Below are 13,339 nucleotides of genomic sequence, written 5' to 3'. Positions count from 1 at the left end.
CGTCACTCTGATGTCATGATGGCGTCATGGAGTTGACGACGTACATCGAGAGTCTCCGCCGCGAGCTGACCTCGGCGGCGGAGGTGGCGGGTGCCGACGCCGGCGTCGCCGCCGAGCGGCTGGTCTCGGCGCTCGACTCCGCGGTCAGGCTGACCCTGATCGAGGTCCTGTCCGACGCGGCCGACGAGCTGAGCAGGGAGATCGATCCCGGCGTCGTCGAGGTGCGCATCCGCGGCAGGGAGCCGGAGTTCGTGGTGAACATGCCGCTCCGGCACCGCTCGGGGCCGCCAGGCCCCGGCTTCCCGCCGGCGCCGCCCCGGCCGCCGGAGCCGCCGACGCCGCCGGGCGAGGAGAGCACGGCCAGGATGACCCTGCGCCTGCCCGAGACGCTCAAGTCGCGCGTCGAGGAGGCCGCGAGCAGCTCAGGGGTGTCGGTCAACGCCTGGCTGGTCAGAGCGCTGAGCGCGGCCGTGTCGGGCGACGGCGGCGAGGACGCCTACGAACCCCACGAGCCGCCACGGCGCCCGCCGATCGGACAACGCCTCAGCGGCTGGGTCCGCTGACTTCCCAGCACCATCCCCTTCTTTCGCCGAACGGAGCTTTGTCATGCCCACTTTCTCAACCCCCGAGCCCATCACCCTCCGGGCGACCGTCGCCGCGGGTCACCTCGCCGTCAGTGCGAGCGACCGTGACGACGCCCACGTCGAGGTGCGGCCGCGCAAGCCGTCCGACGCCGACTACGCCGCCTCCGTGACCGTCGAGTTCGACGACGGCACGCTCGTCGTGACCACCCCGGACGGCGGGTGGCTGCGCCGCACGCCCGAGGTCATGGTCACCGTCGCGCTGCCCACCGGCTCCAGGGTCCAGGCCAAGACGGCCGCGGCCGACATCTCCGTCTCGGGCCGCGTGAGCGACGTCGAGGCGGGGACGGCGGCCGGAGACATCCGCGTCGAGCACGCCGCGCACGTGCGCGTCAAGTCGGCGTCAGGTGACGTCGTGTGTGACGTCATCGACGGCGAGGGCGTCGTGGAGTCGACGTCCGGTGACGTCAGGGTGGGCTCGGTGCGCGACGCCCTGGACGTGCGGAGCGCGTCAGGCGACGTCGTCGTCCGTGAGGCGCTGGGGGACGTCACGGGGAAGACCGTCTCCGGCGACCTCGAGTTCGGCAGCGTGGCGCGGGGGCGGATGACCCTCAACTCCGCGTCGGGGGACATCACGGTCGGCGTGGCGCAGGGGCCGGCGGTGTGGCTGGACGTGTCGTCGCTGTCCGGCAAGACCATCTCGCGGCTGGAGCGCAGCGGGCAGCCGGGGGAGGGCGAGGAGACGGTCGAGATCAGCGCCCGCTCGCTGAGCGGGGACATCACCATCACGAGAGCAGGAGTCGCCCGATGAACGAGGACCTGATGATCACATATGCGCGGCAGCGGCACGCGGAGTTCGTGGCGGACGCGGACCGGCATCGCGAGCTCGCCCGGTTCAGGCAGCCGTTACGCCACCGCCTGGCCGTCCATCTGCACCGCCTGGCCGACACGATCGACATCCGCCCCCGCCCCCACCTCACCCAATGACCAACCCGGCCACCACGGCCCTCACCACCAACGGCCTGGCCCCCACGGCCCGGCCCCCACGGCCCGGCCCCCACGGCCCGGCCACCGCGGCCCGGCCACCATCGGGCCCACCACTCAACGGCCCCGCTCGTGTGGTCCCAGAGCGGGTCTCTTCCGCCCTTCACTGCGCGGAGCACCCCCGATGGGGCCGCGGAGGTCGAAGGGGCCGGGTTACGTGGGTCGAGGGGATGCGGAGCCGTAAGGAGGCCGCGGGGTGGCCAGGGGTCACGAGGTTTCGTGAAAAGACGGGTTGTGCGAGACGGGGGGACGTGGGGTGGTCAGCCCTTGGTGGCGCCGCCGGTGAGGCCCTTGACGAAGTGTTTCTGCAGGAACAAATAGAAGACCAGCACGGGGATCGTCCCCATGAGCATCAGCGAGAAGATGGTCCCGAAGTCGGTCCGCCACAATCCCACCGACCGGTAGATCCCCGTGGTGATCGTCGTCCCCCGGCTGGGCCCGAGGATGATCAACGGGTCGATGAAGTCGTTCCAGATCCACACCCCCAAGAAGATCAGCACGCTCGCGCTCGCCGGCCGCAGCAGCGGGAACACGATCCGCCAGAAGATCTGCCCCCGCGACGCCCCGTCGATCGCCGCGGCCTCCTCCAGCTCACGCGGGATCCCCCGCATGAACCCGGAGAACACGAACACCCCGAACGGGATGTAGTAGCCGACGTTGAACAGCACCAGCCCCTGAACCGTCTGCATCAGCCCGAGCGACCCCAGCACGTACGTGACCGGCGCCAGGATCACCTGCGGCGGGATCATCAGCCCGCACAGCAGGAGCAGCATCAGCGCCCTGCCCCAGATGCTCGCCGTACGAGCCAGGTAGTGCCCCAGACAGGCGGAAAGCACCGTGAGCACCAGGATCGACACCGACGTGACGAGCACGCTGTTGGCCAGGCTCGCCCAGTAGAGCAGGTCGGGCCGGGTCAGCAGGTTGACGATGTTGTCCAGCGTCGGCGGATGCGGAAACGCCATCGGCTCCTGCGCGATCAGGTCGGGATCGCGGAAGGTGTTGATCAGCCCGATGTAGAGCGGGATGAAGAAGATCGCGCCGACCACGATGCCGGCGACCGGACGCAGCTTCACAGGTCCACCTCCCGCCTGCGCAGGAACCGCAGCGCCACGGCGGCGAGCACCGCGATGACGACCAGCATCACCACGGCCATCGCCGAGGCGTACCCCTGCTTGTTCTCCACGAAAGCCGTCTGCAGCACGAGGAACGCGATCGTCGCCGTGCTGCCCACGCCGGGCCCGCCGTTCGTGATGACCTGGACGTGGTCGAACACCTTGAACGCCGAGATCAGGAGCACCACCGTGTTGATGGTCAGCGACGGAGCCAGCAGCGGCCACGTGACCCGCCAGAACCTGCGCACCGACCCCGCCCCGTCGATCGAGGCCGCCTCCATCAGCTCCTGCGGCACGCCCTGCAGCCCGGCCAGGTACACCACGACGCAGAACCCCAGCATCTGCCAGCACAGGATCGACGCGATCGAGTAGAGCGCCAGGTCGGGATCGGACAGCCAGCCGGGCGGTTCGGCGATGCCGATCGCCCGGAGCCCCTGGTTGAGCGGTCCGTCGTCGGCCAGGATGCGCGTCCAGATGACGCTGATCACGACGGAGCTGAGGATCATCGGGGTGAAGAACACGCTGCGCAGGGCGTTGTAGAGCCAGCCTTTCCTGTCCAGGAGTACGGCGATGCCGAGGCCGAGCAGGTTCGGCACCACGACCACGATGACGGTGACGATCGTGGTGATCCCGAGCGAGGTGAGGAACGCCTCGTCCTGGACGAGCAGCTGGTAGTTGCGCAGTCCCACGAACTTCGTGCTGGAGCGCAGCGGGTTGTAGTTGGTCAGGCTGTATCCGAGGCTCACCAGGATCGGGGCGAGCACGAAGCAGACGTAGACCGCCACGCCCGGTGCGCCGAAGCTCAGGAAGTGCCAGAGCCTCGGCCACACCGGTCTGCTACGCCGTACATGAGAGGTCACAGGTCAGCTCGCCTTGTCCCACTCCGTGTCGAGATATTTCGCGACGTCTTCCGCGGACTTCTTGCCGGTGATGAGGTCCTGGGAGGACAGCGCCCACTTCTCCTGCATCCCGGCGATCATGCCGTCGTCGCCCTGCTCCCAGCCGAACGACGGGACCAGCGCGTTGGCGTCGCGCGCCTGCTTGTAGAGCTCGTAGGTACCCTTCATCACGGTGCCGATGTCACCCGGCAGCTCGTACCCCTTGATCGCGGGGAACAGCGCGTCGGCGACGGCCGAGGTGTCGAGGTAGGCCTTGTCGGTCTGCCACGCCAGCGCGAAGCGCTTGGCCGCGTCGACGTTGGGGGACTGGGCGTTGACCGACAGGCCGCCGCCGGTGAAGGCGGGCAGCTTCATCGAGCCGTCGTCGGCGGGCCAGGCGAAGATCCCGATGTCATCCTTGATGGCGGACTTGTCGCCCGCGCTGGCGAACCAGCTGCCCATCATGTACATCGCGCCCTTGCCCGCCAGGAAGGCGGCCTCGCCGGACGGGTAGTCGCGGCTGATCTCCTTCTTGTTGAGGTAGCCCTTGGCGGCCAGGTCGGCGAACTTCTTCGTCGCCTTGAGGAACTCCGGCGAGTCGAACTTCGTCTTGCCCTCCCGGCGCTGGTGCATCCAGTCGGGGTTGCCCGCGTACAGGTCGGTGGTCAGCTCGCCGGTCCAGGTGAGCGAGGACGCCCAGGGCGTCGGACCGCCGGCGATCACGAACGGCTGGACGCCCTTGGCCTTGAGCAGGTCGGCGTCCTTGAGGAGATCCGCGTAGGTCTTGGGGGCTTCCTTGATCCCGGCCTTCTCGAACAGGCTCTTGCGGTAGTAGACCTGCCAGGTCTGCGTGTTGGCGGGCAACTGGACGACCTTGCCGCCGATCGCGCTGCACTTGGCGCAGACGAAGTCCTTGAGCTCCTCGTCGGTCCAGGCGTAGAGGTGGCCGCCGTCGGCGAACGACGGCAGGTCCTGGAGGCCGATCTGGATGTCGGGGAACTGTCCCGACGCGAGGAGCTGTTTGGCGAACGGCGTACGGTCGCCGGTGGCGACGATCTTCTTGACGGTGACGTCACCGAGCTTCTCGCTGACGCGCTTGATGTTGTCGTCCCAGAACTGCGGCGTGAGGTTCGGCGTCTCGAAGACCAGGAAGCTGATCTCCTTCTTGGCGGCCGCCGCGCTGCCACTGGGCTGACTTGTACTGCCCCCGGTGCTGGTGTCCTTGACGGAACACGCGCCCACGGCCACGAGGACCACGAGGGACGCGCCGGCCAGGAGGGACTTTCTCACAACGCCACCTGCCTTCACTCATCCGACCACTGGCATGTGCAGGAGAGATCTTCGTTGGTAAGTAATGGTATTTACCATCGATTCGTAGGATCACTACTATGGGGGTGGGGTTGTGGCTGTCAAGGTGTGGAGGGGTTGGCAGGTCGGCTGATACCGAGGTGTGACCGGGCTGGACGGGCGGCGTGACCGCTCCGATGTCTCATCTGCCGGGGGTTGACCAGCTCACCAAAGGTAGGAGGTTCCCGCGTGAGCTTCCGCTCATTATGGAGGCGCCCCTTCGATGTCGGACGGTCCCTAGGGAGCGACGAGCCGCAACTCTTGGAGGACGCGCGGCAAGATCGGCGAGCTGGGGATTGACCGCACCCTACTTGGCACGCCGGGTCGCTTCGGGCACGAAACCGCCGTCACCGGCCGGATCGTCGGTCGGCGGGCTCTCCGACAGCCAGGGCGACGCAGTACGCCGGGGGACCTCGACGGTCTCCGCCGAATGCCTCAGTGCTGACGCCTATGGTTCCTGGGGCCTTTCGTGGCCCAAGCCCTCTCGCACGGGAGGGGCCTGAGACCTCGGGGGTCCGGGGGCCGGTAGGCCGCCCGGCTGGGGGTCTTGGGGGGCTCGGCCCCCCAATGAGGGGAGTCCAGAGGGTAATTCGGGCGTAGCGCGCTCACCCCCGAAGGCCCATGCGCTTTACAGATGCCCCTGGGCCTGGGGGCTGCAGTGGTCATGACCCCGGCGCATTCCGGCGTCCCCTGGGGAGGGGCCTGAGACCTCGGGGGTCCGGGGGCCGGTAGGCCGCCCGGCTGGGGGTCTTGGGGGGCTCGGCCCCCCAATAAGGGGAGCCCGGAGCCCACTCGCGCGAAGCGCGTAATTTGGCGAAGGCCCTTGCCCGCGCGGGAGACGACGCCCTGTCTTCCGACAGTGTGTCAGCTGGCTGGGGTGTCGTAGAGGTTGTCGATGTCCTTGGCGAAGTCGCGCATCACCAGGTTGCGTTTCACCTTGAGCGTGGGCGTCAGATGACCGCTTTCCTCCGTCAGATCCGTCTCCAGGATCACGAACTTCTTGATCTGCTCAGCCTTGGAAACCGACCGGTTCGCGTTGTCCACCGCCCTCTGGACCTCGGCCAGAACCGACGGGTCCGCCGCCGGCGAGCCGTTGGCCGCCACCGCCTCCGGGTCCAGGGTGATCAAGGCTGCCACGAAAGGACGCCCGTCACCCACCACCATCGCCTGCGAGATCAGCGGGTTCGCCCGGATCGCGTCCTCCAGCGGCCCAGGGGCCACGTTCTTCCCCGCCGCCGTGACGAGGATCTCCTTCTTGCGGCCCGTGATCCGCAGGTACCCGTCCGCGTCCAGCTCGCCCACGTCGCCCGTGTGGTACCAGCCCTCCGGGTCCAGCGCCGGCGTGGAGTTGTTCCAGTACCCGTCGAAGATGTGCCGCCCCTTCGCCAGCACCTCGCCGTCGTCCGCGATGCGCAACGTCACCCCGGGAATCGGCTTGCCGACGGTGCCGATCTTGTTGGCCCCCGGCATGTTGACCGCGCACGGCGCCGACGTCTCGGTCAGGCCGTACCCCTCGTAGATCTCGATCCCGGCCCCGCGGAAGAAATGCCCGAGCCGGTCACCCAGCGCCGACCCGCCCGACACGGCGGCCCGCAGCCGCCCCCCGGTCGCCGCGCGGAGCTTGCCGTACACCAAGCGGTCGAACAGCGCGTGCTGCAACCGCAGGCCGATCCCGGCGGAGACGCCCGCCCGGCTCCAGGCCTCGGCCACCGCCGCCGCGCGGGCGAAGATGGCGCCCTTGCCGCCGCTGATGGCCTTCTGCTCGGCCCCGTTGTAGACCTTCTCGAAGACCCTCGGCACGCCGAGCAGGAACGTGGGCTTGAACGCCTCCAGGTCGGGCGCGACGTTCTTCATGTTCGGCGTGTGCGCGAGCACGGCCCCGGTCTCGACGAAGACGAGCTGGATCAGCCGCGCGAAGATGTGCGCGAGCGGCAGGAACAGCAGCGCCGCCGGATCCTGGACGGTGAACAGCGGCTCCAGCGGACCGAAGGCCACGTTGCGCGCGGTGAAGAGCAGGTTGTCGTGGGTGATCCGGCAGCCCTTCGGCTTGCCGGTGGTGCCCGAGGTGTAGACGATCGAGGCCAGGTCGGCCGCGCTCACCGCGGTCCTGCGTTCCTCGAGCTCCGGGGTCGAGACCTCGCCGGGCGGAGGAGGTTCGGAGACGCGCCACACCGGCAGCTCCGGGGCGACCTCCCTGACGGTGTCGAAGTGCCCGTCGAGCTCGACGAACGCGGCGCGAGCCCCGCTGTCGGACAGGATCCACGCGACCTGCGACGCCGACGAGGTCTCGTAGATGGGTACGGTCACCGCCCCCGCCGCCCAGATCGCGTAGTCGATGACGGTCCACTCGTACCGGGTGCGCGACATCAGCGCCACCCGGTCACCGGCCGAGATGCCCGCGGCCATCAGCCCCTTGGCCACGGCCGCGACGTCGTCGCGGAACTCCAGGGCGGTGACCACCGGCCAGGCGTCACCGTCCTTGCGGCGCATGACGACACGGCCTGGCTCTTCCACTGCGCGCCGGAAGACCGTGTCGGCGCAACTGGCCGAGGCAGGCACATCCACCAGCACGGGGACGCTGTACTCGCGCACGAATCACTCCTGAAAGGGACGGCTACCGCGCGATGTTACCAACCGGTCACCACCGTAGGATCGCACCATGCGGGTTCATGTCGTGAGCGACGTGCACGGAAGAGCCGATGCCCTCGCCAAGGCGGGTGACGGCGCGGACGCGTTGATCTGCCTGGGCGACCTGATCCTGTTCATCGACTACGAGGACAACGCGCAGGGCATCTTCGCCGACCTGTTCGGCGAGGAGCGGGCGCGGGAGTTCATCGCGCTGCGTACGGCCAAGCGGTTCGACGAGGCGCGCGCCATGTCATCGCAGCTGTGGGCGAGCCTCGACGGCGACCCCCGCGAGCACATAGAGCGAAATGTCCGCCAGCAGTACAGGAACCTGTTCGCCGCCATGCCGGAACCCGCCTACCTCACCTACGGCAACGTCGACATCCCGCGCCTGTGGAGCGAGTTCACCAAGGACGACCACCACGTCCTCGACGGGCAGACCGTCGAGATCGGCGGCTGGACGTTCGGGTTCGTCGGCGGCGGGCTCAGGACCCCGTACCGCACGCCGTACGAGATCGACGACGAGGAGTACGCGGCCAAGGTCGAGGCGGTCGGCGCGGTGGACGTGCTGTGCTGCCACATCCCGCCCGCGGTGCCGGAACTCCTCTACGACGTCGTGGCCAGGAGGTACGAGCGGGGGAGCGAGGCGACCCTCGCGGCGATCAGGCGGACCCAGCCCAGGTACGCCCTGTTCGGGCACGTGCACCAGCCGCTCTACCAGCGCACCCGCATCGGACGCACCGAATGCGTGAACGTTGGTCATTTCCGTGGAAAGGGCGTTCCATACGTCCTCGAATGGTGACCCGACCGATACTGTGGTCGCATGGCTGATCGCACCACTTCGAGCATCACCATCGACGCCGACCGCGCCAGCGTGATGGCGGTCATCGCCGACTTCCCCGCATACCCGCAGTGGGCGGGACAGGTGAAGTCCGCCGAGGTCCTCAAGGAGGACGGCGGCCGGGCGGTCGAGGTCCGCTTCGTCCTGGACGCCGGCGTGATCAACGACGCCTACACCCTCGGCTACACCTGGGACGACGACGAGAGTGTCGCCTGGAAGGTGGTCGAGGCAGGGAAGATGGTCTCCCAGCTCAACGGGAGTTACCGCCTCGCGGAAACGGGCAGTGGCACCGAGGTGACCTACGAGCTCGCCGTCGACCTGAAGGTGCCCATGATCGGCATGATCAAGCGCAAGGCCGAGAAGGTCATCGTGGACACCGCCCTGAAGGGGCTGAAGAAGCGAGTCGAAGGCCGATGAACCCTCGCGTCCTGCTGTTCACCGGCAAGGGCGGTGTGGGCAAGACCACCGTGGCGGCGGCCACGGCCACGCTGGCTGCCAGGCGCGGGCTCAAGACCCTCGTCGTGTCCACCGACACCGCCCACTCGCTGGCCGACGCGCTCGGCGTCGACCCCGGCGAGGAGCCCGTCGAGATCGCTCCCGGCCTGCACCTGCACCAGGTCGACACCCAGCGCGCCATGGAGCGCCAGTGGGGCGAGCTGCAGGCGTACGCCAGAGGCGTGCTGTCCGACCTGGGGCTCGACGAGATCACCTCGGAGGAGATCACCGTCCTGCCCGGCGCCGAGGAGCTCATCGCCCTGCTGGAGCTGCGCGACCAGGCCAGGAACGGCAGCTGGGACGTCATCGTCATCGACTGCGCCCCCACCGCCGAGACGCTGCGCCTGCTGGCCCTGCCCGAGGCGCTGGAGTGGCACGTCAACCGGCTGCTGCCGATCGGCCGCAAGATCATGAAGGTGATCGGCCCTGTGGTGCGCAGCGTCGCGCACATCAGCACGCCCGGCGACGACGTCATGAGCGCGGGCGAGCGGTTCCACCGCGGGCTGATGGAGGTGCGCGAGCTGCTGTCCGGCGGCGACGCCACCGTGCGCCTGGTGTTCACCCCCGAGGCCGTCGTGCTCGCCGAGGCCCGCCGTACGCTCACGTCTCTCAACCTGTACGGCTACCGCGTCGACGCGGCCATCGCCAACCGGGTCTTCCCCGCGGACGGCGCGGACGAGTGGCGCAACCAGTGGGTGGCGGCGCAGTCCAAGCTGCTCACCGAGGCCGAGCAGTCGTTCTCGCCGCTGCCGATCCTCACCGTGCCCTACCTGCCGGGCGAGCCGGTGGGCGTCGACGCGCTCGCCGAGGTCGGCGAGGCGATCTACGGCGAAGCCGACCCGTTCGCCGCTCCCAGCGTCGAGCCGCCGCTGCGGATCACCGCCGACACGCTGGAGCTCTCGCTGCCCGGTGCCGACCGCGACGACGTCGACCTGGCACGCAAGGGCGAGGAACTGATCGTCACGGCCGGGCCGTACCGGCGGATTCTGGCCCTTCCCACCGCCCTGGCCCGCAGGAAGATCAGTGCGGCCGCGCTCCGCGACGGCGTCCTGCGGGTACGGTTCGTCTCAGGAGGGCCAGATGACTGAGAACAATGACAGGGACCCGATCGGGACGGTGGCGGACGAAGCGCGCAAGCTCTTCGACAGCATTCAGGGGCGTGCCACCCGCCAGATGGGTAAGACCGTCTTCAACTCCTTCACCGGAGGCGGAGGCGGGCGTAAGGAACAGGACGTCTGGAGCGAGGCCGTGGCCGAGCCCCAGCACGACGAGTACATCTGCCGCGCGTGCCCCGTCTGCCGGGCGATCGCGGCACAGCGGGAGTCAGGCGGCGGCGACGTCACCGGGCATCTCGTGGCAGCGGGCGGCGAGCTGGTGTCCGCGGGTGGCGAACTGTTCGCCGCCTTCCGCGGCGCGCTGGACGCGCTCAGCCGCCCGGCCTCCCCCCAGAGGTCCCGTGACGAACGCGGTCGCGAGGACCGGCAGGATGTGGAGCACATAGACCTGGGTTAGGGGAGTTGGGGCATGCTGACGATCGGTGTGGACATCGGCGGGACCAAGGTCGCGGCCGGCGTGGTGGACGACGAGGGCAAGATCGTCGAGCACGCGCTGCGCCCGACCCCCGCCGACCGGCCCGACCTGGTCGCCGAAACGGTGGCTGACGTGGTCAAGGAGCTGTCGCGGGACAGGAAGATCGAGGCCGTGGGTGTGGGCGCGGCCGGCTTCGTGGACGAGACCCGCTCCGTCGTCCGCTTCGCCCCCAACCTGGCCTGGCGCGAGGAGCCGCTGCAGAAGAAGATCGAGCAGCTCGTCGGCCTGCCGGTGATCATCGAGAACGACGCCAACGCGATGGCGTGGGGCGAGACCAAGTTCGGCGCGGGGCGCGGCCAGACGCACGTCGTGTGCATCACGGTCGGCACCGGCATCGGCGGCGGCCTCGTCTTCGACGGCAAGCTGTTCCGCGGCCGCTGGGGCATGGGCGCCGAGCTCGGCCACATGCAGGTCGTGCCCGAGGGCAGGCTGTGCGGGTGCGGCAACCTGGGCTGCTGGGAGCAGTACGCCAGCGGCAACGCCCTGGTCGCCGACGCCCGCGAGATCGCCCAGGCCCAGCCGGAGCGCGCCGCGATCCTCATGGGGATGGCCAACGGCACGATCGAGGGCGAGGAGGTCACCGAGGCTGCCCGCCAGGGCGACGACGCCTCGCTGGCGGCGTTCGCCTCGCTCGCCGACTGGCTCGGCCAGGGCATGGCCGACCTGGCCGCGATCCTCGACCCCGGCTGCTTCATCATCGGCGGCGGCGTGTCCCGCGCCGCCGACCTCTTCCTCGACCGGGCGCGCGAGACGTTCGCCCGCCAGTTGACCGGAAGAGGACACCGCCCGGTCGCTGACGTGCGCCTTGCCGAACTGGGCGCGGCGGCGGGCGTGGTGGGGGCTGCCGACCTCGCCAGGCAGCGCTAGATTGCGCGTGTGACCGTCAGGATCGGCACCTACAACGTGCGGGGCATGCAGGACGACGTGCCCGCTCTCGTGCGCGTCGTCACGGCCATGCGGCCGGACGTGCTCTGCGTCCAGGAGGCGCCGCGGTTCCTGTGCTGGCGGAGCAAGCGCAGGCAACTCGCCGACGCCACCGGGCTGAGCGTCGCTTCAGGACGCAGGCTCGGCGGCGTCGCCGTCTACGCCGGGCCCCGGGTGAGCGTGATCCACGCCGAGAGCCACATCCTCAAGATCTTCCCGCCTCGCGAGATCCGGGGGCTGGCGATCGCCGTCGTCGAGGTCGACGGGAAGCGCGTCGCGGTCGGGTCGATCCACCTCGACCTGGTGGAGTCGATGCGGCTCTACCACGCCAACGAGGCGGTGGCGCTGGTGGAGGCGGCCGCCGCCCGCTTCGGCGCGATCCCGGTCGTGGCCGGGGACATCAACGAGCAGTCGCACCAGGAGACGTGGCGCTACATCGCGGGCAAGCTCGTGGACAGCTACCCGTGCGCTCCCAGGGGCGACGGGCTCACCTTCACCGCCAACAACCCGCGCGAGCGCATCGACGGGATCTTCGTCGGCGCGGGCCTGTCCGTGGTCGCCTGCGGCGGCGTGGACGCGGCGCCGCTCGACCTGGCGCGGGCCACCGATCACCTTCCTGTGGTGGCTGACCTGGCTTTCGGGTAATGCGCCGGGCGGCGGGCCGCCGACAACCCGTACCATTTGCTCATGACCCGTCGCCTCCGGCGGCGTGCGCTGTCGGTGTGCGCGACGATCTGTCTGCTCGTCCTGCCTGTAGTCCCTACTGCGTACGCCGACCCACGCCCCGTCTCGATCGAGGCGTGGCAACGCTCCACGAGCGCGCGCCTGGAGGCCGACGGCTCCCTGTCCGACGTGCTGGCCCTCTCGGCGGGCGACGTGTGGGCGGTCGGCCAGCAGCAGATCTGGGACGCCTGGAAGAACCGCGGCACCATCCGCCACTGGAACGGCAGCGCCTGGGCGGAGATCCCGGTGCGCGACAGCGCGGCCGCGGGCAGCCTGCGGGCGGTCGCGGCGGCGGGGCCCAATGACGTGTGGGCGATCGGCGACGCCAGCGACGGCCTGCCGTACCTCGCTCACGGCGACACTGGCGGGTTCGACCGGGTCGAGGTGCCGCTCAAGACGCGGGCCGGCGGCGGGTACGACGGGTTGCAGGTCGGCGACTGGCTCGGCGGGGTCGACGCGCGGCCGGGCAAGGTCGTCGCGGTCGGCAGCCGCGACAGCCGCGGGCTGATCGTCACCGGGCAGGGCAACGCGTGGACGATCCAGGTGCTGGAGCGCAAGAGCACACTGCACGCTGTGGCGAACGGCTTCGCGGTCGGGGACGCGGCTGGGCGGCCGCTGGTCATGCATCTGTCCGGTGGTTCGTGGAAGGCGGCCTCGCTGCCGGACATCCCCGGCGGGTACCTGCGGGACGTGCAGGTCGACGGGCCCAAGCGGGCGATCGCCGTCGGCGGGGTCTACCGGGGGGACGGGCGGGTCGCGCCGCTGGTGCTGTCGTGGAACGGCAAGCGGTGGCACCGGGAGACGTTGCCCGCCTCCAACGCCTTGCTGTACGGCGTGGCCGGGGACGGTAAGGGGCGTTACTGGATCTCGGGGTATGACCCGGACGAGCCTGAGCGTGCCTATCTGGTGCGGATGGGCAAGGGGAGCACCCAGGTGATCAGGGGTGGGACCGTGTCGGGACGGCGTGCCGTACGGCTGCAGGCGGTCGCCTACGTGCCGGGGAGCGGGGCCGTGTGGGCGGTCGGGCACGCGGTGGACGCGGCCGACAAGTACACGGACGTCGTGGAGACCTTCGGCCCCAAGGGCCCCACAGCCGCCGACTCCTGACCACCCACCCAACCCCCAAGAGACCTCAACCCCCAAGAGACCTCAACCCCCAAGAGACCTCAACCTCCAAGA

14 protein-coding genes are annotated in these 13,339 nt (G+C 69.7%); 10 read left to right on the top strand and 4 right to left on the bottom strand.

Translation table 11 applies throughout. The annotated features are described in order from the left end of the window. Positions 1–26: 26 nt before the first annotated feature. Genes ACIBG8_RS17785 through ACIBG8_RS17775 form a run of 3 tightly spaced genes read left to right on the top strand, consistent with a single transcriptional unit; the run spans position 27 to position 1,568 of the window. On the top strand, positions 27–563 hold the full coding sequence (locus tag ACIBG8_RS17785; RefSeq protein ID WP_397343813.1) for a toxin-antitoxin system HicB family antitoxin: 537 nt from the start codon (positions 27–29) through the stop codon (positions 561–563). 43 nt (positions 564–606) lie between these two features. Beyond that, positions 607–1,392, top strand: coding sequence for a DUF4097 family beta strand repeat-containing protein (locus ACIBG8_RS17780; protein WP_397343812.1), 786 nt, complete (start codon positions 607–609; stop codon positions 1,390–1,392). Next, positions 1,389–1,568, top strand: a complete 180-nt coding sequence (locus ACIBG8_RS17775; RefSeq protein ID WP_397343811.1) for a hypothetical protein — start codon at positions 1,389–1,391, stop codon at positions 1,566–1,568. The genes ACIBG8_RS17780 and ACIBG8_RS17775 overlap by 4 nt, the downstream gene beginning before the upstream one ends. A gap of 317 nt (positions 1,569–1,885) precedes the next feature. On the opposite strand, the gene ACIBG8_RS17770 is transcribed toward ACIBG8_RS17775, so the two are convergent. From ACIBG8_RS17770 to ACIBG8_RS17755, 4 genes are all read right to left on the bottom strand, one after another. Beyond that, entirely contained in the window at positions 1,886–2,698 is an 813-nt protein-coding gene (locus tag ACIBG8_RS17770) for a carbohydrate ABC transporter permease (protein ID WP_397343810.1), read from the bottom strand. Continuing rightward, positions 2,695–3,567 (bottom strand): carbohydrate ABC transporter permease, encoded by an 873-nt coding sequence (locus ACIBG8_RS17765; protein ID WP_397343809.1) that lies wholly within the window; start codon positions 3,565–3,567, stop codon positions 2,695–2,697. The genes ACIBG8_RS17770 and ACIBG8_RS17765 overlap by 4 nt, the downstream gene beginning before the upstream one ends. A 33-nt stretch (positions 3,568–3,600) precedes the next feature. Further along, positions 3,601–4,905, bottom strand: a complete 1,305-nt coding sequence (locus ACIBG8_RS17760; RefSeq protein WP_397343808.1) for an ABC transporter substrate-binding protein — start codon at positions 4,903–4,905, stop codon at positions 3,601–3,603. Between the two features lie 921 nt (positions 4,906–5,826). After that, on the bottom strand, positions 5,827–7,554 hold the full coding sequence (locus ACIBG8_RS17755; RefSeq protein WP_397343807.1) for an AMP-dependent synthetase/ligase: 1,728 nt from the start codon (positions 7,552–7,554) through the stop codon (positions 5,827–5,829). 67 nt (positions 7,555–7,621) lie between these two features. On the opposite strand from ACIBG8_RS17755, the gene ACIBG8_RS17750 reads away from it, so the two are divergent. From ACIBG8_RS17750 to ACIBG8_RS17720, 7 genes are read left to right on the top strand one after another with little or no spacing between them, the layout of a single operon-like run. Further along, positions 7,622–8,389 (top strand): metallophosphoesterase, encoded by a 768-nt coding sequence (locus ACIBG8_RS17750; RefSeq protein WP_397343806.1) that lies wholly within the window; start codon positions 7,622–7,624, stop codon positions 8,387–8,389. Positions 8,390–8,410: 21 nt separating this feature from the next. Continuing rightward, positions 8,411–8,845 carry an SRPBCC family protein gene (locus ACIBG8_RS17745; protein ID WP_397343805.1) on the top strand — a complete coding sequence of 145 codons (435 nt, stop codon included), beginning with the start codon at positions 8,411–8,413 and terminating at the stop codon, positions 8,843–8,845. Further along, on the top strand, positions 8,842–10,011 hold the full coding sequence (locus tag ACIBG8_RS17740; RefSeq protein ID WP_397343804.1) for an ArsA family ATPase: 1,170 nt from the start codon (positions 8,842–8,844) through the stop codon (positions 10,009–10,011). Before ACIBG8_RS17745 ends, ACIBG8_RS17740 begins: the two co-directional genes overlap by 4 nt. After that, positions 10,004–10,435: a hypothetical protein gene (locus ACIBG8_RS17735; protein ID WP_397343803.1), complete on the top strand. Its 432-nt coding sequence runs from the start codon at positions 10,004–10,006 to the stop codon at positions 10,433–10,435. The genes ACIBG8_RS17740 and ACIBG8_RS17735 overlap by 8 nt, the downstream gene beginning before the upstream one ends. A 12-nt stretch (positions 10,436–10,447) precedes the next feature. Continuing rightward, positions 10,448–11,380 carry an ROK family glucokinase gene (locus tag ACIBG8_RS17730; protein WP_397343802.1) on the top strand — a complete coding sequence of 311 codons (933 nt, stop codon included), beginning with the start codon at positions 10,448–10,450 and terminating at the stop codon, positions 11,378–11,380. 9 nt (positions 11,381–11,389) lie between these two features. Beyond that, positions 11,390–12,082 (top strand): endonuclease/exonuclease/phosphatase family protein, encoded by a 693-nt coding sequence (locus ACIBG8_RS17725; RefSeq protein ID WP_397343801.1) that lies wholly within the window; start codon positions 11,390–11,392, stop codon positions 12,080–12,082. 42 nt (positions 12,083–12,124) lie between these two features. Continuing rightward, positions 12,125–13,267, top strand: a complete 1,143-nt coding sequence (locus ACIBG8_RS17720; RefSeq protein ID WP_397343800.1) for a hypothetical protein — start codon at positions 12,125–12,127, stop codon at positions 13,265–13,267. Positions 13,268–13,339: the final 72 nt, after the last annotated feature.

The organism is Nonomuraea sp. NPDC050556 (assembly GCF_044457355.1).
GTDB lineage: Bacteria > Actinomycetota > Actinomycetes > Streptosporangiales > Streptosporangiaceae > Nonomuraea.
This window is presented reverse-complemented; position numbering and strand designations above follow the sequence as displayed.